Raw genomic sequence first — 20,629 nt, 5'->3', positions numbered from 1 at the left:
ACGCATTAAAAGCAGGCACAAAGCCATCACGCATTGATGACCGACGAAAGGCACAAAGTCACAATCATTTTTTTAATCGACGTCCATATTCAAAGCTATCGACCGCGGCTATTGAAACCTGAGGGCGACTGCCCCATCTAAGCCTCATCTCCATTTATGCAGGTGCCCCATGAGCGACCAGCAATCAGACTCCTCCCATCCGCACCACGACGACGATCACGAACACGAAGTGATCGGTTCGGACCGAAAAAGCCTCGCCCTGCCCGGCCAGAACCTGCCAGACCAGGTCTACATCATTCCGATCCACAACCGCCCTTTCTTCCCGGCACAAGTCCTGCCGGTCATCGTCAACGAAGAGCCCTGGGCCGAAACACTGGAGCTGGTGAGTAAATCCGATCACCACTCCCTGGCGCTGTTCTTCATGGACACGCCGCCCGACGACCCGCGCCATTTCGACACCAAGGCGCTGCCCGAGTACGGCACGCTGGTGAAGGTGCATCACGCCAGTCGCGAAAACGGCAAGTTGCAATTCGTCGCCCAGGGCCTGAGCCGTGTGCGCATCAAGACCTGGCTCAAACACCATCGCCCGCCGTTCCTGGTGGAAGTCGAATACCCGCACCAGCCGAACGAGCCGACCGATGAGGTCAAGGCGTACGGCATGGCCCTGATCAACGCGATCAAGGAACTGCTGCCGCTCAACCCGCTGTACAGCGAAGAGCTGAAGAACTACCTCAACCGCTTCAGCCCCAACGATCCATCGCCTCTCACCGACTTCGCCGCCGCCCTGACCTCCGCCACCGGCGTTGAGCTGCAGGAAGTGCTCGATTGCGTGCCCGTGCTCAAGCGCATGGAGAAAGTCCTGCCGATGCTGCGCAAGGAAGTCGAAGTTGCGCGCCTGCAGAAAGAAATTTCTGCGGAGGTTAACCGCAAGATCGGCGAGCACCAGCGCGAATTCTTCCTCAAGGAACAACTCAAGGTCATTCAGCAAGAGCTGGGCCTGACCAAAGACGATCGCAGCGCCGACATCGAACAGTTCGAGCAGCGCCTGGAAGGCAAAGTCCTGCCCGCGCAGGTGCAAAAGCGCCTCGACGAGGAAATGAACAAGCTGTCGATCCTCGAAACCGGCTCGCCGGAATACGCAGTGACCCGTAACTACCTGGATTGGGCGACCTCGGTGCCGTGGGGCATTTACGGCGAAGACAAGCTCGACCTCAAGCACGCGCGCAAGGTGCTCGATAAACACCACGCGGGCCTCGACGACATCAAGGACCGCATCCTCGAGTTCCTTGCGGTCGGTGCCTACAAGGGCGAAATCAGTGGTTCGATCGTACTGCTGGTGGGTCCGCCGGGTGTGGGCAAGACCAGCGTCGGCAAATCCATTGCTGAATCCCTGGGCCGGCCGTTCTACCGTTTCAGCGTCGGCGGCATGCGTGACGAGGCTGAGATCAAGGGCCATCGTCGAACCTACATCGGCGCACAGCCGGGCAAACTGGTGCAGGCGTTGAAAGACGTCGAGGTCATGAACCCGGTCATCATGCTCGACGAAATCGACAAGATGGGCCAGAGCTACCAGGGCGACCCGGCCTCGGCGCTGCTGGAAACCCTGGATCCGGAGCAGAACGTCGAATTCCTCGACCACTACCTGGACCTGCGGATGGACCTGTCGAAAGTCCTGTTCGTGTGCACCGCCAACACCCTCGACTCCATCCCCGGCCCGCTGCTGGACCGGATGGAAGTGATTCGTCTGTCGGGTTACATCACCGAAGAAAAAGTCGCCATTGCCAAACGCCACTTGTGGCCGAAACTGCTGGAAAAAGCCGGCGTCTCGAAGGGCAGCCTGAGCATCAGCGACAGTGCGCTCAAAGCCTTGATCGACGGCTACGCCCGCGAGGCCGGGGTGCGTCAACTGGAGAAGCAGCTGGGCAAACTGGTGCGCAAAGCGGTCATGAAGCTGATCGACGACCCGAAAGCCGTCATCAAACTGGGGCCCAAAGACCTGGAAAGCTCACTGGGCCATCCGGTGTTCCGCAACGAACAAGTGCTGTCGGGAACGGGCGTGATCACAGGGCTTGCCTGGACCAGCATGGGCGGCGCGACACTGCCGATCGAAGCGACGCGCATTCACACCCATAACCGTGGCTTCAAACTCACGGGGCAACTGGGCGATGTGATGAAGGAGTCCGCGGAAATCGCCTACAGCTACGTCAGCTCCAATCTGGCGAAGTTTGGCGGCGACAAGGGTTTCTTCGACGAAGCGTTCGTGCACCTGCACGTGCCGGAAGGTGCTACACCGAAGGACGGTCCGAGCGCAGGCGTGACCATGGCCAGCGCCCTGCTCTCTCTGGCGCGTAATCAGGCGCCGAAGAAAGGCGTGGCGATGACCGGCGAGCTGACGCTCACCGGTCACGTGCTGCCCATTGGTGGCGTGCGCGAGAAGGTCATTGCAGCCCGTCGGCAGAAGATTTTCGAACTGATCCTGCCGGAACCGAACCGTGGCAACTTCGACGAACTGCCGGACTACCTGAAAGAAGGCATCACCGTGCACTTCGCCAAGCGCTTCTCGGACGTGGCGAAGATTTTGTTCTAAAGCCCATGCCGAAGACTGATGCAGCCCTCGGGCTGCCTCTGCCGAAAGGCGTAGGAGCGCGGCTTGTCCCGCGATCTGCTGCGCAGCAGCAGCAAACCTGACACTGCGGTGTGCCTGAACCCACTGCAGTGTCAGGATTTACGACGACTGCGTCGCCGATCGCGGGACAAGCCACGCTCCCACGCCCTCCGGGCAGAATCAAAATCCAGATCGCTCAAAAACCCATTCTCTTCGGTTATGCTCCCCTCACGTTGCCCACGACCGGAGCCTCCATGACCCCTGCCCGCCTGCTCGTTCCGCTGAGCCTTGCCCTGTTGGCCGCCTGCGCCCAGCAACCGAAACAGATCGTGTCCCTCGACGATCAGAAAGACTGTCCGATCACCCTCAAGACCGGCCAGACCCTGATGCTGATGCTCCCCAGCAACCCCACCACCGGGCACCGCTGGCTGATGCAGAACCCCGCGCCGTCGATCCTCAATGCCATGGGCCCGGAAGTGTTCAACACCCCGGAAGACGTGGGCATGGTCGGCACCGAAGGCCAGTCGGTCTGGCGCTACAAGGCCGCCAACGCCGGCACGGGTCATCTGATGATGGTCTATCAACAACCGTGGGCGCCGGAAGTCCGCCCCGAGCGCACGTTTGACTGTGCGATCACAGTGAATTGAGGCCAATCGCCCGAACGATGAGATGAGGTTTCGGCCTGACGCCACAATTGGCTAAAATGCCGCACTTTTCGCCTCATCCCCGGAACCGCCGTGAGCCAAGAACCCGACCGCATTTTCGCCCAGCCGCTGGCCCAAGTGCCTGACTTCGCCTTCAACGAGGACGTGGTGCGTGTGTTCCCGGACATGATCAAGCGCTCGGTGCCGGGTTATCCGACCATTGTCGAAAACCTCGGCGTGCTCGCGGCGCAGTTTGCGCAGCCCCACAGCGTGCTGTACGACCTTGGCAGTTCTCTGGGCGCGGTGACCCAAGCCTTGCGTCGCCATGTGCGCACTGAAGATTGTCGGGTGATCGCCATCGACAACTCGGCCGCGATGGTCGAGCGCTGCCGCGAGTACCTGAACGCGCAGGACTCGATGTTCCAGGAATTACTGCCGGTAGACGTCATCGAAGGCGACATTCTCGCCCTTGAGTTCCAGCCCGCCTCGGTCGTCGCACTGAACTTCACGCTGCAATTCATTGCACCCGATCAGCGCCTGGCATTGCTCGGGCGTATTCGCCACTCTCTGTTGCCGGGCGGCGCGTTGATCCTGTCCGAGAAACTGCGTTTCGACGACACCGAGGAGCACGCCCTGCTCACCGACCTGCACGTCGCCTTCAAACGCGCCAATGGCTACAGCGAACTGGAAATCGCCCAGAAACGCAGTGCCATCGAAAACGTGATGAAACCCGACAGCCTTGAACAGCACCGCGAACGCCTGCTCTCGGCGGGCTTTTCCAAAGTCGTGCCGTGGTTCCAGTGCCTTAATTTCGCCTCTCTGATTGCCCTGCCATGATTGATTTAGCCCCACTGGTCCGCCGTCTGGCGGGCACACCGCTGTATGCCTGGGCCCAAGGCCTGCAGGCGCAACTCGACGCGAAGATGGAAAAAGGTCACGGTGACCTGGAGCGTTGGCAAGGTGCATTGAATGCGCTGCCAGCGTTGCTGCCAACCCGCGTCGAACTCAAGGATGATTTCATCCTCGATGCCGACTGCGACGATGCCACCCGCGAACAAACCCGTGCCGCGCTGATGGGACTGTCGCCTTGGCGCAAAGGGCCGTTCGATGTGTTTGGCGTGCACGTCGACACCGAATGGCGGTCGGACTGGAAATGGACGCGGGTTTCACCGCACCTGGACCTGGTCGGCAAACGCGTTCTGGATGTGGGGTGCGGCAACGGCTATTACCAATGGCGCATGCTCGGCGCCGGCGCTGACAGCGTGATCGGCGTCGACCCGAACTGGCTGTTTTTCTGCCAGTTCCAGGCCATGCAACGCTACTTGCCGGATTTACCCGCGTGGCACCTGCCCTTCACGCTGGAAGACTTGCCTGCTCGGCTGGAAGGGTTTGACACCGTGTTTTCCATGGGCGTGCTGTACCACCGCAAATCACCCATCGATCACTTGCTGGCGCTGAAAGATTGCCTGGTCAAAGGCGGCGAACTGGTCCTGGAAACCATGGTGGTCGACGGCGATGTGCATCAAGTGCTGGTGCCGGAGGACCGCTATTCGCAGATGCGCAACGTGTGGTTCCTGCCGTCGGTGCCTGCACTGGAACTGTGGCTGCGCCGTGCCGGTTTCGTGGATGTGCGCTGCGTGGACGTGAGCACCACGACCGTTGAGGAACAGCGGGGCACCGAGTGGATGCGTTACCAGTCGCTGAGCGACTTCCTCGATCCGAATGACCACAGCAAGACGGTGGAAGGCCTGCCTGCGCCACGGCGTGCGGTGATTGTCGGTCGCAAAGCCTGAAGCTGCACATGATCGTTCCCGCGCTCCGCGTGGGAATGCCTCGATGGACTCCGCGTCACGCCGGGGACGCAGAGCGTCCTAAGCTGCATTCCAACGCGGAGCGTGGGAAGGATCACTTTACTCGCTACACACAGATCAACCGTAGGAGCGCGCTTGCCCGCGAATGCATTCTGTCAGTGGATGAAAATTTTCCTGACACACCGCCATCGCGGGCAAGCGCGCTTCTACAAGGTATCGCGGTGCGTCAGCCAGTATTTAGATAGCTGACCTTCGCGAGTGCTGTTATCAGGCCTTCGCAGCTGCCGCCAGAATCAGCGCCTTCATCTCCGACACCGCTGATTTGAAGCCCACGAACAACGCGTGGGCCACGAGCGCGTGGCCGATGTTCAGCTCGTTAATACCCTTGATCGCAGCTACAGCCTCGACGTTGTGGTAATGCAGACCGTGGCCTGCATTGACGATCAAGCCCTGCGCCAGACCGAACGCCACACCGTCGGCCACTCGCTTCAGTTCTTCGGCGACTGCGGTCGGTGTTTCGGCATCGGCGTAACGGCCGGTGTGCAATTCAATGGCTGGCGCTCCAACGCGCGCCGAGGCCTCGATCTGACGCTCGTCCGCGTCGATGAACAGCGACACCTCGCTGCCCATCGCGGACAGGCGTTCTACCGCGGCCTTGATACGCGCTTCCTGACCCGCGACATCAAGGCCGCCCTCAGTGGTCAGTTCCTGCCGGGTTTCCGGAACCAGGCAGATATGCGCCGGACGAATACGCTCGGCAAACGCCATCATCTCTTCGGTCACGCCCATCTCGAAGTTCATACGCGTCTGCAGCACATCCTTGAGCAGCAGCACATCGCGCTCCTGAATGTGGCGGCGGTCTTCGCGCAGGTGCACGGTGATGCCATCGGCGCCCGCCTCTTCGGCGTCAAGCGCAGCCTTCACCGGGTCGGGGTAACGGGTGCCACGGGCCTGTCGCAGCGTCGCCACGTGGTCGATGTTCACGCCGAGCAGAATGCGGGTGCTGTGGGTCACTGTGTTCTCCTGAAAACTTGATCGGTCAGGCACACGACGGCCTGACTAGGGCTTACGAAACAATTCACGGCTCACCAGAGGGCGACCGCCCAGGTGCACCGCCAACGCCTGACGCATCAGACGCTTGGCCGCAGACAGTGCGCCCGGCGCACTCCAGTCCGCTTCGGACATCGCCAGCAACTCGACGCCCTGAAACAATCCGGGCTGAAACAGATACACCCGCTCAAGCCCGGCGTCCACCTGCAGGCGATACATGCCATCGCTGGCCAACGGATCGCCATTGATGTCCGCATCCAGGGCAAAACCGTAACCCAGGTCGTCCAGCAGACGCCACTCGAACGAACGCAACAACGGCTCCAGCGCGCGTCCTTCGGCCAGCGCCACCAGCGTGGCCGCATAGTGATCGAACACGCCCGGATGAGGATCTTCGGCCGGCAGCAGGCGAATCAACAATTCGTTGAGGTACAGGCCGCTGAACAACGCCTCGCCTTCCAGCCAGGCGGCAATGCCCGAGCCTTCCATGCGCCCGACGTTTTTCAGCTCTCCCCGCCCCCGAAATTCCACATCCAGCGGCACGAACGGCCGCGCCAGCGACCCGGCCTTGCCCCGCGCACTGCGCAGCACGGCACGCAGCCGGCCCTGAGGGGTGAGGAAATCAACCAACGCGCTGTTCTCGCGATAGGGCCGACTGTGCAACACATAGGCGAGTTGGCTGGCGGGAAGGGTTTGCGACATTGCTATCTCAATGAAAGAACGCGGTCTGACAGGCAATCTAAAACCACTGTGGGAGCGAGCGTGCTCGCGAAAGCGGTGTATCAGTCAACATCAATGCTGAATGCTACATCTCATTCGCGAGCACGCTCGCTCCCACAGTGAATCGGTTTACAGCCAGTCTTAGAGGTCGCCGTAACCCAGAGAACGCAAGGCACGTTCATCATCGGACCAGCCGCCCTTGACCTTCACCCACAGGTTGAGCATGACCTTGGAATCGAACAGCACTTCCATGTCGCGGCGCGCATCGGAACCGATGCGCTTGATGCGCTCGCCCTTGTCGCCAATGATGATTTTTTTCTGGCCGTCACGCTCGACGAGAATCAACGCATGAATGTGCAGGGTCTTGCCCTGCTGCTTGAACTCTTCGATTTCGACGGTGATCTGGTACGGAAGCTCGGCACCCAGCTGGCGCATGATCTTTTCGCGAACCAGTTCAGCGGCGAGGAAACGGCTGCTGCGGTCGGTGATCTGGTCTTCCGGGAAGAAGTGATCGTTCTCGGGCAGATGCTCGGCAATCACCTTCTCCAGCGCTTCCAGGTTATGACCCTGCTGCGCCGAAATCGGAATGATCTGCGCGTTTGGCAGTTGTTCCTGCAACCAGGACAAATGCGGCATCAGGTCGGCCTTGTCCTCGATGCGGTCAGTCTTGTTCAGTGCGACGATCAGCGGGCCGGTCACGTACTGCACACGCTCCAGCACCATCTGGTCTTCGTCGGTCCACTTGGTGCGATCCACCACGAAGATCACCACGTCGACGTCTTTCAACGCCGCCGAGGCAGTCTTGTTCATGTAGCGGTTGAGCGCCTTGTCACTGCCCTTGTGCATGCCGGGAGTGTCGACGTAGATCGCCTGAACGGCGCCTTCGGTCTTGATGCCCAGCATGTTGTGACGGGTGGTTTGCGGCTTGCGCGACGTGATCGCGAGTTTCTGGCCGAGAATGTGGTTCAACAGCGTCGACTTGCCCACGTTTGGCCGGCCGACGATGGCGACATAGCCACAGCGTGTTGCAGTTGAATCAGTCATTGCCGTTCTCCACACCCAGGGCGATGAGGGCTGCGGCCGCGGCTACCTGTTCGGCGATGCGACGGCTGACACCTTGTCCCCGGCTTTTCTCGTTCAATAAGGTGATCTCGCATTCGACGAAAAACGTTCGGCAATGCGGTTCGCCCTGAATGTCCACCACTTCGTAGCGGGGCAATTCACAGGCGCGGGACTGAAGGAATTCCTGCAGTCGGGTTTTCGGGTCCTTGTTGGTGTCGACCAGCGTCAGGGTCTCGAACTCGCTGGCCAGCCAGGCGAGAACGCGCTCACGCGCCATCTCCATGCCGGAATCCAGATAGATCGCGCCAATCAGCGCTTCGAGCGCATCCGCCAGAATCGATTCACGACGAAAGCCCCCGCTCTTGAGCTCACCGGAGCCCAGTCGCAGGTACTCACCCAGGTCGAAACCACGGGCCAGCAGCGCGAGGGTTTCACCCTTCACCAGCCGGGCGCGCAAACGCGACAGCTGACCTTCACGGGCCTGAGGGAAACGCTCGAACAGCGCCTCGCCTGCCACAAAGTTGAGGATGGCATCACCGAGGAATTCCAGGCGCTCATTGTTGCGGCCGGCAAAACTACGGTGGGTCAAGGCCAGGACCATCAGTTCCTGATCCTTGAAGGTGTAGCCGAGCTGACGCTCCAGGCGACTCAATGACACGCTCACGGTTTACCCACGCTGAATTCGTGGTCGAACTTGACCACCAGATCGATGTTCTGGATCAGTGGCTCACGATTCTCGTATTTCAAATGGGCGAGGAACCTGTTGTTCTCCGTCGTCACACTTAACGCCTTGTTCAAATCCAAATCCCGAATGTTATTGACCTGCATGCCTTTGGCAACGTAGTCGTAGAAATCCCTGGTCGTGTTGATTTCTGCGGCATTGTCCGTCCCGGCGGCTTCGATGATTTTCTTCATCGACATGTAATCGAGGTAATGCGGCACCACTTTGGCGGCGGTACTCGCGGCAAATGCAAGGACAGCCAGCAACACCAGCCACCCAATGAACGACAAGCCTTTTTGCGAACCGGCAGATGTCATGTGTGCCCTCAAGAATAGCCCTTCCCTGCTGCGTGCAAGGTCAGCCTTGCAGCATAGCCCGCCGAAATGACATACGGCGCTGTGTCAGACAGCGCCGCATCGATTACTTGATCAGCCCGACTCGCGAGAAGTTCGGGAAGTGACTGAGCTTAGGCTCAGGCCAGCTCATCCACACAGCGAAGGCCTTGCCGACGATGTTCTTGTCGGGAACCATGCCCAGCTCGTCTTTGGGAATATTGGGGTCATCCCAGTAACGGCTGTCGTTGGAGTTGTCGCGGTTATCACCCATCATGAAGTAATGACCGGCCGGAACCGTCCACTCGTGATCCGGCGGCGCGCGGTAGCGGCTCATTTCCAGACGGATCTGATGCTGAACTTCACCCAGCTTCTCTTCGTACAACTCGGCGCTGCCCAACGTACCGGGCTCGGAACCGATCAACTGCTTGGCCACCATCTGTCCATTGACGAACAGTTGCTTGTCATTGGTGTAGCGAATGACGTCCCCTGGCAGACCTACCACACGCTTGATGTAGTTGACACTCGGGTCGCTCGGGTAGCGAAAGACCATCACGTCGCCCCGCGCCGGATCGCTCACCGGGATGACTTTCATGTCAATCACCGGCAGACGAATACCGTAGGAGAACTTGTTGACCAGAATGAAATCGCCCACATCCAGCGTCGGTTTCATCGAGCCCGAAGGAATCTGGAACGGCTCGACGAGAAACGAGCGCAACACCAGCACGATGAACAACACGGGAAAGAACGACTTGCCGTATTCAACCAGCAACGGTTCCTTGTTCAGCTGTTCAACGACAGCGACATCCGGCTGGCTCACGCTGCCCTGATAATTCGCTATCGCAGTCCGCCGACGCGGCGCCAGTATGATCAGATCGAACAAGGCCAGCAGGCCGCAAACAAACACGGCGATGACCAACAACAGCGGGAAATTTAGTGACATAGGGCCTGACTATTCCAACCTGAGCACTGCAAGGAAGGCTTCTTGTGGAATTTCCACGTTGCCGACCTGCTTCATGCGTTTCTTACCGGCCTTCTGCTTTTCAAGCAGTTTGCGCTTACGGCTGACGTCGCCGCCGTAACATTTGGCCAGTACGTTCTTTCTGAGCGCCTTGACGGTTGTACGCGCGATAATCTGGCCACCGATGGCAGCCTGGATTGCCACGTCGAACATCTGACGAGGAATCAGTTCTTTCATCTTTTCAGTCAACGCACGGCCTTTGTAAGCCGCGTTGTCACGGTGCACGATCAACGCCAGTGCGTCGACCTTGTCGCCGTTGATCAGCACATCCAGCTTGACCAGGTTCGCCGACTGGTAACGATCAAAATGGTAGTCCAGCGACGCATAACCGCGGCTGGTCGACTTCAGGCGATCGAAGAAGTCCAGAACCACCTCGTTCATCGGCAGATCGTAGGTCACTTGAACCTGCGTGCCGAGGAACAGCATGTCGTGCTGAATACCGCGTTTTTCGATGCACAGCGTAATGACGTTACCCAGGTGCTCCTGAGGCACAAGGATGTTCGCCCGCACGATCGGCTCACGCATGTCCTCGATACTGGAGAGGTCCGGCAGCTTCGACGGGTTGTCGACGTAAATGGTTTCACCGGTCTTGAGCAACAGCTCGAAGATTACGGTTGGCGCCGTGGTGATCAGGTCCAGGTCGTACTCGCGCTCCAGGCGCTCCTGGATGATCTCCATGTGCAGCATGCCGAGGAAGCCGCAACGGAAGCCGAAGCCCAGTGCGTCGGAGCTTTCCGGGGTGTACTGCAGAGACGAGTCGTTGAGGGTGAGCTTCTGCAACGCTTCGCGGAAATCTTCGAAGTCGTCGGAGCTGACCGGGAACAGACCGGCGTAGACCTGCGGCTGAATGCGTTTGAAGCCGGGCAGCACTTCGACGTCAGGCGTGGTGCTCAGGGTCAGGGTGTCACCGACCGGCGCACCATGAATGTCCTTGATGCCCGCGATGATAAAGCCTACTTCGCCAGCCTTCAGGTCAACGGTAGCGGTGTGCTTGGGGTTGAACACGCCGACGCTGTCGACCAAGTGAATCTTGCCGGTGGACTTGACGAGGATCTTGTCGCCCTTCTTGACGCGCCCGTGACGCACGCGGACGAGGGAAACAACACCCAGGTAGTTGTCGAACCAGGAGTCGATGATCAACGCTTGCAGCGGGTCTTCGATGTTGCCGGTCGGCGCGGGAATGGTCTTGACCAGACGCTCCAGCACTTCGTCCACGCCCATACCGCTCTTGGCGCTGCAGGCGACGGCGTCGGTGGCATCGATGCCGATGATCTTCTCGATCTCTTCCTTGACGCGGTCCGGATCGGCCTGCGGCAGGTCCATCTTGTTCAGGACCGGCATGACTTCCAGGCCCTGTTCGATGGCGGTGTAGCAGTTGGCTACGGACTGCGCTTCCACGCCCTGACCCGCATCGACCACCAGCAGCGCGCCTTCGCAGGCGGCCAGCGAGCGACTGACTTCATAGGTGAAGTCGACATGGCCCGGGGTGTCAATGAAGTTCAGCTGGTAGGTGATGCCGTCCTTCGCCTTGTAATAAAGGGTGACGCTGTGGGCCTTGATCGTGATCCCGCGCTCACGCTCCAGGTCCATGGAATCAAGCACCTGAGCTTCCATTTCGCGCTCGGACAAGCCGCCGCACATCTGAATGAAACGGTCAGCCAGCGTCGACTTGCCATGGTCAATGTGGGCGATGATGGAGAAATTGCGGATATGACTCAAATCACTCACGGATCAACACTCGAAAAAGGTTGCAGGCAGACTGCCCGCCGAAAAATAGCCGGGAATTGTACCTGAAGGAAGGCTTGGGCGTCACGTTCACACGCGACGCCCGGGAGCCACAAGGCCGCCGGGCACAAAAAAAGGAGCGGACGTGCCGCTCCTTTTCCCGTCATGGCTGATTATTCCGCCAGTTTGAAGGTGATGAACGTCGCACGACCCTGACGCAGAACCCGCATCGAAACCGAGCGGTTCTTCGGCAGGCCTTTAGCCACCTCAGTGAACTGCTTGGCCGAGGTGATGGCCTGATTATTCAGGTGAGTGATCACGTCGCCGGTTTGCAGACCGATCAGCGAAGCCGGACCGTCCTGCACGTCCTTGATCACAACGCCGCCCTTGAGATCCAGCGACTTCATCTGCTCTGGGGTCAGGTCAGTCACCGAAACGCCCAAGCGGTTGCTGTTGCGCTCCACGCCCGAATCAGCCGCGCCCATCTCTTCGCCTTCAGCTGGCAGAGCCCCCACGGTCACGGTCAGCTTCTGGCGCTTGCCGTCGCGAATGACTTCGAGCTCGGCCTTGCTGCCGTCCTTCAGGTTGCCGATCAGGTGTGGCAAGTCTGCCGACATGACGATTGGCGTTCCGTTGGCGCTGAGAATCACGTCACCGACCTGCAGACCGCCTTTGGCTGCCGGACCATCGTCCAGAACCTGCGCCACCAGCGCACCGGCCGGTTTGTCCAGACCAAACGACTCGGCCAGATCCTTGTTCACTTCCTGGATCACGACACCCAGCCAGCCGCGATTGACCTTGCCGTTGGCTTTGAGCTGATTGGCAACGTCCATGGCCACGTCGATCGGAATCGCGAATGACAGGCCCATGAAACCGCCGGAACGGGTGAAGATCTGCGAGTTGATACCCACGACTTCACCGGCCATGTTGAACAGCGGACCACCGGAGTTGCCCGGGTTGATGGCCACGTCAGTCTGGATGAACGGCACGTAGGTGTCGTTTGGCAGGCTGCGGCCCTTGGCGCTGACGATGCCTTTGGTCACCGAGTGATCAAACCCGAACGGAGAACCGATCGCCAGAACCCACTCGCCGACTTTCAGCTTGTCGGAGTTGCCCAGCTTGACGGTAGGAAGATCCTTGCCATCGATTTTCAGAACCGCCACGTCGGTCCGCGGGTCGGTGCCGATCAGCTTGGCTTTCATTTCACTGCGATCGGACAGGCGCACGAGGATTTCGTCAGCCCCGTCGATCACATGGTTGTTGGTCAGGATGAAACCATCTGGGGAGATGATGAAACCCGAACCCAGCGATTGCGCTTCACGCTGGCGGTCGCCCTTGCCCGATCCTGGCGGACGCGACCCCGGCGGCATGCTGCGCTCCAGAAATTCACGCAACATCGGTGGCAGACCTTCGAGGTCGGGCGCTTGCCCTTGAGCCACCGAACGATCCGGCAGTTTCTGGCGAGTACTGATGTTCACAACGGCAGGCGAAGCCTGCTCCACCAGCGATGTGAAGTCCGGCAAGGCCTCGGCCTGCGCAGTAAGGACCTGACCGAGCATCAGCACGGCGGCCATCCAGGACAGATAGGTTTTCAAGCGTGGTATCGACATACGGCTCCCGTTCACAACGAGCATGGTTAAGCGGTACGAACCGACAGGTTCGAGGAGCATCTGCACATTGCAGTCTTGCTCGGCGCGCGGCTCTCGGCCAGTTTTACTCTCAATCAGCTTTCTGAAAGCTGAAAACAACAAAAGGCCAGAGCCGCGAAGCTGTGACCTATAGAAAAAAAAGAATGTGATTGCAACCTGCAAAGCTGACCAAACATTTCAGCCTCTCGTCCCGAGCCCGAAAATACTGGGCTTATGGCATGAAACGCCCAATATGAAACCTTTTTCATAGTGGGCGTTTACCGTTTCGTCAGGTTACTTCTTGGTCGCGGCAGGCGCTGCGTCGTTGCGCATGGACAGCGCGATCCGCTCGGCAGTACCGATCGGGATTTCACCGACCACCGTTACCATGGCGTCACCCTTGGGGGTCGTCAAACGACGGGACACTGCAACGGTGGGACCTAACTGCGTGCGGATGTCAGTCACAGCGGCGCCGCTGACAGGCTCGATGAACACCGAGAAGCGGGCCAGACCGTCGTCATACATGAGACTGGTCACCAGCGCCTTGGAATCGGGATCCTTGCGGGCAGCGGCGCTGCTCAGCTCGAATCCTGGCGGCAACCAGTCTGAACGCCAGGCGACCTGTTGCTTCTGCGCATCAGCCTTGGCCTTGACGACCTTAACCGGCTTGCAATCGGCACTCGGCTGCAACATCTGATCAGTCGGAGCGTCGGTGTCGAGTTCGGTGAACTGGAAGCGCTCAAGCAGCTGGCCTTTGTCGCTCAGCAGCAATGACTTGAGCGGCAAACCGGTCTGACTGTCCAGATGCAGCTCGATGCCGTAACGATGCTGATCGCGAGGCGTCAGCGTCACGACCACCGCAGGCCGACCGGCCACCCGCGAATTACCTCCGACTTTCATGTCGTACCACGCAGACAGTTTCGCCGCGTCGAAGGCATGGGCCGGAGAATCGGGGATATTGGAGACGCCCGCCTCCAAGGTACCGCTGACGCACTGGGTCACCCCATCGACGCGCAGTACTTCCTGGGCGGAGCCATCAAGCTGAAGAAGATGCTCACGAACCTTACCGTCAGCAACCCGGTGCCAGATTCGGTGAGTGGAAAAGCTTCCATTGCGTTCATAGACGAAAGTGCCCTGGAAGCTTTGCTGCTGTTCTGCCTGCGCAAGACGCTTGAGCTGGTCTTGCGCGTCATCGGCATGAACTGGAAGGACCAGCCATCCACCAAGCAGAAGCGGCACTAGAGGGATGGCGCGCATGATCCTCCTTAACGGTTTTCCAGGCTGGCGGCGCGTGCGTACGGCAGAGCGCTTTCAGTGCCTTTCAACGCAGCTTGTTGAGCATGTTGACGCAGGTAACCCGGCAGACGCTGATCGTGCCAGCCAGCCTGATTCTGCATGACGCCACTGGCCATCGGGCCTGGGGCCTGCTCGCTTTCAGTGTAACCGGCCAGAACCGCCGGACCTTTTACCTGAGGCATGGCAACGTTGGCAGGTTGCGCCGACTGCTGAGCCAACTGGGCGCCAGCGATCTCGTCCTGGTTATACAAGCGAACGCCTGCCAGAACAGCCACGGTGACCGAAGCCGCTACAGCCAGACGACCCAGCGTGCGCCAAGGACCACGACCGGCCTTCAGCGGGCTGATTTCGTCGGCGATCGCGGCGGATACGGCAGCCGAGATGTCCAGATGAGGCATCAGCAGTTCTTTATGCATTGCTGCACGAGCAATTTGATAACGCGACCATGTGGCACGTGTATCCGCATCGTCGATTGCATTGAGCACTCGACGTAATTCCAATTCGTCCGCTTCGTTATCCATCACCGCGGACAGCGATTCCTGCAGGGCTTCACGACTCATGGCGGTTCCTCTCATATGGCTGTCGCCGCTGTCTCAGGTTTCCTGCAACAAAGGCTGCAGGGCTTTATCAATGGCTTCCCGAGCGCGAAAAATGCGAGAGCGCACGGTACCAACCGGACATTGCATAACGCTCGCAATGTCTTCGTAACTCAGACCGTCAAACTCACGCAAAGTTAGAGCTGTACGCAAATCTTCTGGCAGTAGCTGGATGGTCCGATGGACGGTGCCTTCGATCTCATCCCTCAACAATGCACGCTCCGGCGACTCGATGTCCTTGAGGCCATGATCGCCGTCGTAGAACTCCGCGTCTTCAGATCTGACATCGCTGTCCGGCGGCCGCCGACCTCGCGACACCAGATAGTTTTTCGCCGTGTTAATGGCGATGCGGTACAGCCACGTATAAAACGCACTGTCGCCGCGGAAGTTCCCAAGCGCACGGTAAGCCTTGATAAAAGCCTCTTGCGCGACATCCTGGGCTTCATGGGTGTCGTGGACGAATCTCACGATCAACCCAAGAATTTTGTGCTGATATTTCACCACTAGCAGATCAAAGGCTCGCTTGTCGCCGCGCTGTACGCGTTCGACCAGTTGCTGATCCTCTTCCTGGGTTAGCATGAACACTCCTCATAGAGCTCAAAGGAGTGTCGCAGAGGCTGCTTCACAGGCTTGCAAACATAGACTCGGGCTTTTCGCAAAAGTTCTCCCCCCTTCAAGCAAGTTTCCGGCGAGCGTCGGTAGCCCGCACGAAAAACGCAGCTCGAACCAGGTCGGCTGCGTGAATAATCTTGTCGTCGGAAGCGCTTGCGCAGATGTCCAAGCCATCTACGCGCCACACCGACGCTGTCCCTTTATCGGCAACCTTCTATTGAACGTGGGGGTTTATGAAAAGTTCCCACATTTCGCTCTAGAGCGTAAGACACACATCATGGTGTTTGTAGGATCCAATTCGAGCTTTGCCTCGCCATTGAATTTGCCTGCCAGACGGTATGCACGATGTCGCGGAGTAGCGCACAATCCGCCCCCCGCTGTGATTCACAATTGCCATAAAATCGCAGCTATTGTGCCGTTCTCACCCTTTACATACTAGTGGCCACTTAGAAGCCGGAATAAGTCATGAGTCGACATTTTCAACACGACGTACTGGTGATCGGCAGCGGCGCTGCCGGATTGAGTCTGGCGCTGACATTGCCGGGTGATTTGCGCATCGCGGTCCTGAGCAAAGGCGACCTCGCCAACGGCTCGACCTTTTGGGCGCAGGGTGGCGTCGCCGCTGTTCTGGACAATGCCGACACGGTTCAGTCGCATGTTGAAGACACCCTGAACGCCGGCGGCGGACTGTGCAATGAAGACGCCGTGCGCTTCACGGTCGAGCACAGCCGTGAAGCCATTCAATGGCTCATAGACATGGGCGTGCCCTTTACCCGCGACGATGATTCGACCGTCGAAGACGGCGGATTCGAATTTCACCTGACCCGTGAAGGCGGCCACAGCCATCGGCGGATCATCCACGCCGCTGACGCCACGGGCGCCGCGATTTTTCGTACCTTGCTCGCCCAGGCCAAGGCGCGCCCGAACATCGAACTGCTTGAGCAGCGTGTCGCCGTGGACCTGATCACTGAACGTCGGCTGGGCCTTGAAGGACAGCGATGCCTGGGCGCTTACGTGCTGGATCGCTCGACCGGCGAAGTGGACACCCACAGCGCACGCTTCACGATTCTGGCGTCTGGCGGCGCGGCCAAGGTCTACCTCTATACCAGTAACCCCGACGGCGCGTGCGGCGACGGCATTGCGATGGCCTGGCGCTCGGGTTGCCGGGTCGGCAATCTGGAGTTCAACCAGTTTCACCCCACTTGCCTGTATCACCCACAGGCCAAGAGCTTTCTGGTCACCGAGGCCCTGCGCGGCGAAGGCGCCTATTTAAAGCTGCCCAATGGCGAGCGGTTCATGGAGCGCTTCGACTCGCGTGCGGAGCTCGCACCCCGGGACATCGTTGCCCGGGCCATCGACCATGAAATGAAGCGTCTGGGCGTCGACTGCGTCTATCTGGACATCAGCCATAAACCTGCGGACTTCATCAAAACGCACTTTCCGACCGTCTATGAACGCTGCCTGACGTTCGGCATCGACATCACGCGCCAAGCCATTCCGGTGGTTCCCGCTGCGCATTACACCTGCGGCGGTGTGCTCGTCGATCAACACGGTCGCACTGACGTGCCGGGGCTGTATGCCATTGGCGAGACCAGCTTTACCGGCCTGCACGGCGCCAACCGCATGGCCAGCAACTCGCTGCTGGAATGCTTTGTCTACGCCCGTTCCGCGGCGAACGACATTATTACGCAGTTGCCGGACATCGCTCAGCCTCACGATTTGCCGTTCTGGGACGCCAGCCAGGTCACTGATTCGGACGAAGACGTGATCATTGCGCACAACTGGGACGAGTTGCGGCGGTTCATGTGGGACTACGTCGGCATTGTGCGAACCAACAAGCGTCTGCAACGCGCGCAACACCGGGTTCGCTTGCTGCTGGACGAGATCGACGAGTTCTACAGCAACTATAAAGTCAGCCGCGACCTGATCGAGTTGCGCAACCTGGCTCAGGTGGCAGAGTTGATGATCGCTTCCGCGATGGCGCGTAAAGAGAGCCGGGGACTGCATTACACGCTGGACTATCCGGACATGCTGCCCGAGGCGCTCGATACTATTCTGGCGCCGCCCACCTATTGCGGCTGAACTTCAACCGCAGACGCAGGCGCCGGTGCAGATCCGGCGCCATGGCGTCCGCCGGAATGCAGACGCTTCTGATCCACCAGCGCGCCAGCCAGTGCCCTTTCATCACGCGAAACCGAAGCACAACGAGACGCGGCAGCGCCATGCTGTCCGGACGCAATTGCACCGGTTGCCATCCCGCGCGCTCGCTCCACACCTGCCAGCCCGAGCTGTCTCGGCGCAAGCCGGTGTAGGCGTGTTCGTCACTCAGCAAAATCGATCGACGTAGATACTGCAGACCATGCAGCACACACAGCAGGACGGCGACCGTTTTGGCCCACAAGGAAAGATCAAGCAGGAAAACCGCGACCAGCGCCAGCGACTGGGCACCGAGATACGCCGTCAACAGGGCCCGAGAGCGCTGCCAACGGCATTCGAAACGATCATTTCGGCTGGACACGGTCCAGGATCATTCGAACCATACGCTGCAGTTCGGGGTCTTCGGACTCACCGCGCTGCATGAACCAGCCAAACATGTCCTGATCCTCACAGGTCAGCAGACGCACATACAGTGCGCGGTCCACGTCGTTTAGCGAGGGATAGACTTCTCTGACAAACGGCACCAGCAACACATCCAGCTCGAGCATGCCGCGGCGGCTGTGCCAAAAGAGGCGATTGAGTTCAACATCTTCGACCATGGGGCGCTCCTCAAATTTGCCGGCGAGTATACAGGGCCGCACTGTTGGGGCGTACCCGCAGTTAGTCGCAGGTTTTTGCAAGGGTCTTTACCCGACTTGCATATACCCATAAGCGAGACACGGCACTATGATGGTGCCCCAGACTTCTACCCACGCGATGACTCATGGCCGATTCAGCTTTTTTCTGCCCACTCTCTCACGAAGGTGTACTGGCCGTTCGCGGCGTGGACGCCAGCAAATTCCTTCAAGGCCAGCTGACCTGCAACCTGGATTACCTGAGCGATGCCAAGGCCACGCTCGGTGCACGTTGCACCCAGAAAGGCCGTATGCAATCCAGCTTCCGCATCCTGCTGGAAGGCGACGGCGTGCTGCTGGCCATGGCCAGTGAGCTGATCGAAGCCCAGTTGCTGGACCTGAAAAAATACGCGGTGTTTTCCAAATCCCGGCTGACCGACGAAAGCGCGTCATGGGTGCGTTTTGGCCTCAACGACGGTGACGGCGCACTGGTCACCCTCGGTCTGGACCTGCCACAAGAGACTGATGCGGTCGTCCGTGCCAATGATCTGATCGCGATTCGCGTTTCCCCTGCTCGCGCAGAGGTGTGGGTTCGCGCCGATCAGGCGGAGGAGATCCGCACCCGCCTGGCGGCACAGTTGCCGGAAGGCACGTTGAACGACTGGCTGCTGGGCCAGATTCGTGCTGGCATCGGCCAAGTCTTCGGCCAGACCCGAGAAGCGTTCATCCCACAGATGATCAACCTGCAAGCCGTCGGCGGCGTCAGCTTTAAGAAAGGCTGCTACACCGGGCAGGAAATCGTCGCGCGAATGCAGTACCTGGGCAAACTCAAACGTCGCCTGTATCGCCTGACACTGGAAGGCAGCAATGTGCCCGAGCCGGGCGTCGAATTGTTTTCGCCAGTCCACGCCAGTTCGGTAGGCAACGTGGTGATTGCAGCGCGTGCTGGCGCCACCGTCGAGGTGTTGGCGGTTCTGCAGGCCGACGCCGTTGAAGACGGCAATATTCGTCTCGGCGCTGCGGATGGCCTGGTTTTGCTGTTGACCGAACTGCCTTACACACTGGATGCCAAGCTTGAAACACAGCGTTAACCCTCGCTTGAATCAACGAGCCGCACGTCAGCGTAGTTGTCTGCGCTCCAGCCAGGATGTGGCCGGGGGCGTTGGCCGAAATGCACTATCCAGAGATCTGATATGAGCAGCATGGCTGACGAGGTGCAGAGGGACCTGATCAAGGCAATCGACAGAGACGCCTTGTTTCTGCCGACGCTTCCTGAGGTGGCAATGAAAATTCGCCTGGCCGCGGAAGATTCGGAAATCACCATCGCGGCTCTCAGTAAAGTGATTGGCAGTGATACCGCCCTCTCCGCCCGCCTGATCAAGGTGGTGAACAGCCCGTTGCTGCGGCCCAACTTCGAAGTCAGTGATGTACTCACCGCGGTTCGCCGCCTGGGTGTGAATTACAGCTGCAACCTGGCCATCGGCCTGGTGGTCGAGCAGATGTTTCACGCCAAGTCCGGTGTGGTCGAGTCCAAGATGCGTGACATCTGGAAACTGAGCCTGCAAGTTGCCGGTGTCAGCAGCGTGCTCAGCTTGAAGCGCGCTCATTTGAAGGCCGACAAGGCCACGCTGGCCGGGCTGATTCATCTGATTGGCGTGCTGCCGATCCTGACCTACGCCGAAGACAACTTTGAATTGCTGGCCGACGCTGTGAGCCTGAACCATGTGATCGAACGCATTCACCCGATCATCGGCGAACGATTGCTGCGCTCGTGGGATTTTCCGGAAGCACTGGCGATCGTGCCCAGGCAGTTCCAGAACTTTACGCGGGTTTCCACCCAGGCCGACTACGTCGACCTGGTGCAGGTCGCCACCGTGCATGTTCATGAAGCGACCGGACGGCCTTACCCGAATCTGGACGTTCTGGGGATGCCTGCCGTCAGCCAGTTGGGGCTGAACATGGCCGACGGCGCGTTGATCAACCAAATGAATGAAGCGATGACGTTGCTGTATTGACTCGACGCTGCCGTGATCGCCCC

The 20,629-nt window shown here is 59.4% G+C and carries 20 protein-coding genes; 7 read left to right on the top strand and 13 right to left on the bottom strand.

Annotated elements, in window-relative coordinates:
• Positions 1-169 precede the first annotated feature (169 nt).
• The 4 genes from lon (at position 170) to cmoB (ending at position 5,042) form a co-directional block, all read left to right on the top strand.
• The gene (gene lon / locus BLS87_RS22375) at positions 170-2,587 is read left to right on the top strand and encodes an endopeptidase La (protein ID WP_074755729.1); all 2,418 of its coding nucleotides are present in this window, start codon (positions 170-172) and stop codon (positions 2,585-2,587) included.
• A 272-nt stretch (positions 2,588-2,859) separates the two neighbouring features.
• Complete coding sequence (locus BLS87_RS22370; RefSeq protein WP_074755727.1) at positions 2,860-3,252, top strand: protease inhibitor I42 family protein; 393 nt, start codon at positions 2,860-2,862, stop codon at positions 3,250-3,252.
• Between the two features lie 90 nt (positions 3,253-3,342).
• Positions 3,343-4,086, top strand: coding sequence for a carboxy-S-adenosyl-L-methionine synthase CmoA (cmoA, locus tag BLS87_RS22365; RefSeq protein ID WP_074755725.1), 744 nt, complete (start codon positions 3,343-3,345; stop codon positions 4,084-4,086).
• Complete coding sequence (gene cmoB / locus BLS87_RS22360) at positions 4,083-5,042, top strand: tRNA 5-methoxyuridine(34)/uridine 5-oxyacetic acid(34) synthase CmoB (RefSeq protein WP_074755723.1); 960 nt, start codon at positions 4,083-4,085, stop codon at positions 5,040-5,042. The genes cmoA and cmoB overlap by 4 nt, the downstream gene beginning before the upstream one ends.
• A 285-nt stretch (positions 5,043-5,327) precedes the next feature.
• On the opposite strand, the gene pdxJ is transcribed toward cmoB, so the two are convergent.
• The 11 genes from pdxJ to rpoE form a co-directional block, all read right to left on the bottom strand.
• Positions 5,328-6,074: a pyridoxine 5'-phosphate synthase gene (gene pdxJ, locus BLS87_RS22355; RefSeq protein WP_074755721.1), complete on the bottom strand. Its 747-nt coding sequence runs from the start codon at positions 6,072-6,074 to the stop codon at positions 5,328-5,330.
• Positions 6,075-6,119: 45 nt separating this feature from the next.
• Positions 6,120-6,809 carry a DNA repair protein RecO gene (gene recO, locus BLS87_RS22350; protein ID WP_074755719.1) on the bottom strand — a complete coding sequence of 230 codons (690 nt, stop codon included), beginning with the start codon at positions 6,807-6,809 and terminating at the stop codon, positions 6,120-6,122.
• 159 nt (positions 6,810-6,968) lie between these two features.
• On the bottom strand, positions 6,969-7,871 hold the full coding sequence (gene era, locus BLS87_RS22345) for a GTPase Era (protein ID WP_074755717.1): 903 nt from the start codon (positions 7,869-7,871) through the stop codon (positions 6,969-6,971).
• Positions 7,864-8,553, bottom strand: a complete 690-nt coding sequence (rnc, locus tag BLS87_RS22340; protein ID WP_074755715.1) for a ribonuclease III — start codon at positions 8,551-8,553, stop codon at positions 7,864-7,866. The genes era and rnc overlap by 8 nt, the downstream gene beginning before the upstream one ends.
• Positions 8,550-8,927: a DUF4845 domain-containing protein gene (locus tag BLS87_RS22335; RefSeq protein WP_074755713.1), complete on the bottom strand. Its 378-nt coding sequence runs from the start codon at positions 8,925-8,927 to the stop codon at positions 8,550-8,552. Before BLS87_RS22335 ends, rnc begins: the two co-directional genes overlap by 4 nt.
• A gap of 103 nt (positions 8,928-9,030) precedes the next feature.
• Positions 9,031-9,885: a signal peptidase I gene (gene lepB / locus BLS87_RS22330; RefSeq protein ID WP_074755711.1), complete on the bottom strand. Its 855-nt coding sequence runs from the start codon at positions 9,883-9,885 to the stop codon at positions 9,031-9,033.
• 9 nt (positions 9,886-9,894) lie between these two features.
• Positions 9,895-11,691, bottom strand: coding sequence for a translation elongation factor 4 (gene lepA / locus BLS87_RS22325; protein ID WP_074755709.1), 1,797 nt, complete (start codon positions 11,689-11,691; stop codon positions 9,895-9,897).
• A 170-nt stretch (positions 11,692-11,861) separates the two neighbouring features.
• Positions 11,862-13,262 (bottom strand): DegQ family serine endoprotease, encoded by a 1,401-nt coding sequence (locus BLS87_RS22320; protein WP_425262246.1) that lies wholly within the window; start codon positions 13,260-13,262, stop codon positions 11,862-11,864.
• 348 nt (positions 13,263-13,610) lie between these two features.
• Entirely contained in the window at positions 13,611-14,573 is a 963-nt protein-coding gene (locus BLS87_RS22315; protein ID WP_074755705.1) for a MucB/RseB C-terminal domain-containing protein, read from the bottom strand.
• 8 nt (positions 14,574-14,581) lie between these two features.
• Entirely contained in the window at positions 14,582-15,172 is a 591-nt protein-coding gene (locus tag BLS87_RS22310) for an anti sigma-E factor RseA C-terminal domain-containing protein (protein WP_074755703.1), read from the bottom strand.
• Positions 15,173-15,205: 33 nt separating this feature from the next.
• The gene (rpoE, locus tag BLS87_RS22305) at positions 15,206-15,787 is read right to left on the bottom strand and encodes an RNA polymerase sigma factor RpoE/AlgU (protein WP_037014368.1); all 582 of its coding nucleotides are present in this window, start codon (positions 15,785-15,787) and stop codon (positions 15,206-15,208) included.
• Between the two features lie 498 nt (positions 15,788-16,285).
• On the opposite strand from rpoE, the gene nadB reads away from it, so the two are divergent.
• Entirely contained in the window at positions 16,286-17,902 is a 1,617-nt protein-coding gene (gene nadB, locus BLS87_RS22300; RefSeq protein WP_074755701.1) for an L-aspartate oxidase, read from the top strand.
• Here the strand turns inward: nadB and BLS87_RS22295 are convergent.
• Both BLS87_RS22295 and BLS87_RS22290 read right to left on the bottom strand, forming a co-directional pair.
• Complete coding sequence (locus BLS87_RS22295) at positions 17,871-18,338, bottom strand: protein YgfX (RefSeq protein WP_074755699.1); 468 nt, start codon at positions 18,336-18,338, stop codon at positions 17,871-17,873. The two genes, nadB and BLS87_RS22295, sit on opposite strands and share 32 nt — an antisense overlap.
• Positions 18,322-18,576 (bottom strand): FAD assembly factor SdhE, encoded by a 255-nt coding sequence (locus BLS87_RS22290; RefSeq protein ID WP_062388232.1) that lies wholly within the window; start codon positions 18,574-18,576, stop codon positions 18,322-18,324. The genes BLS87_RS22295 and BLS87_RS22290 overlap by 17 nt, the downstream gene beginning before the upstream one ends.
• 164 nt (positions 18,577-18,740) lie before the next feature.
• Between BLS87_RS22290 and ygfZ the strand changes: the two genes are divergently transcribed.
• Both ygfZ and BLS87_RS22280 read left to right on the top strand, forming a co-directional pair.
• Positions 18,741-19,682 (top strand): CAF17-like 4Fe-4S cluster assembly/insertion protein YgfZ, encoded by a 942-nt coding sequence (gene ygfZ, locus BLS87_RS22285; RefSeq protein ID WP_074755697.1) that lies wholly within the window; start codon positions 18,741-18,743, stop codon positions 19,680-19,682.
• A gap of 102 nt (positions 19,683-19,784) precedes the next feature.
• Entirely contained in the window at positions 19,785-20,606 is an 822-nt protein-coding gene (locus tag BLS87_RS22280; RefSeq protein WP_074755695.1) for an HDOD domain-containing protein, read from the top strand.
• The last annotated feature ends 23 nt before the right edge of the window (positions 20,607-20,629 follow it).

This window comes from Pseudomonas abietaniphila (assembly GCF_900100795.1).
GTDB lineage: Bacteria > Pseudomonadota > Gammaproteobacteria > Pseudomonadales > Pseudomonadaceae > Aquipseudomonas > Aquipseudomonas abietaniphila.
Note: the sequence above shows the minus strand (reverse complement) of the source record. Positions and strands in the feature narration are given on the sequence as shown.

What these genes read in the sequence shown, in the direction of transcription:
- lon (WP_074755729.1), top strand. Translation starts at nt 170, where the DNA reads ATGAGCGACCAGCAATCAGACTCCTCCCATCCGCACCACGACGACGAT.
- BLS87_RS22370 (WP_074755727.1), top strand. Translation starts at nt 2,860, where the DNA reads ATGACCCCTGCCCGCCTGCTCGTTCCGCTGAGCCTTGCCCTGTTGGCC.
- cmoB (WP_074755723.1), top strand. Translation starts at nt 4,083, where the DNA reads ATGATTGATTTAGCCCCACTGGTCCGCCGTCTGGCGGGCACACCGCTG.
- recO (WP_074755719.1), bottom strand. Translation starts at nt 6,809, where the DNA reads ATGTCGCAAACCCTTCCCGCCAGCCAACTCGCCTATGTGTTGCACAGT.
- era (WP_074755717.1), bottom strand. Translation starts at nt 7,871, where the DNA reads ATGACTGATTCAACTGCAACACGCTGTGGCTATGTCGCCATCGTCGGC.
- BLS87_RS22335 (WP_074755713.1), bottom strand. Translation starts at nt 8,927, where the DNA reads ATGACATCTGCCGGTTCGCAAAAAGGCTTGTCGTTCATTGGGTGGCTG.
- lepB (WP_074755711.1), bottom strand. Translation starts at nt 9,885, where the DNA reads ATGTCACTAAATTTCCCGCTGTTGTTGGTCATCGCCGTGTTTGTTTGC.
- BLS87_RS22320 (WP_425262246.1), bottom strand. Translation starts at nt 13,262, where the DNA reads ATGGCCGCCGTGCTGATGCTCGGTCAGGTCCTTACTGCGCAGGCCGAG.
- BLS87_RS22315 (WP_074755705.1), bottom strand. Translation starts at nt 14,573, where the DNA reads ATGCGCGCCATCCCTCTAGTGCCGCTTCTGCTTGGTGGATGGCTGGTC.
- BLS87_RS22310 (WP_074755703.1), bottom strand. Translation starts at nt 15,172, where the DNA reads ATGAGTCGTGAAGCCCTGCAGGAATCGCTGTCCGCGGTGATGGATAAC.
- rpoE (WP_037014368.1), bottom strand. Translation starts at nt 15,787, where the DNA reads ATGCTAACCCAGGAAGAGGATCAGCAACTGGTCGAACGCGTACAGCGC.
- nadB (WP_074755701.1), top strand. Translation starts at nt 16,286, where the DNA reads ATGAGTCGACATTTTCAACACGACGTACTGGTGATCGGCAGCGGCGCT.
- BLS87_RS22290 (WP_062388232.1), bottom strand. Translation starts at nt 18,576, where the DNA reads ATGGTCGAAGATGTTGAACTCAATCGCCTCTTTTGGCACAGCCGCCGC.
- ygfZ (WP_074755697.1), top strand. Translation starts at nt 18,741, where the DNA reads ATGGCCGATTCAGCTTTTTTCTGCCCACTCTCTCACGAAGGTGTACTG.
- BLS87_RS22280 (WP_074755695.1), top strand. Translation starts at nt 19,785, where the DNA reads ATGAGCAGCATGGCTGACGAGGTGCAGAGGGACCTGATCAAGGCAATC.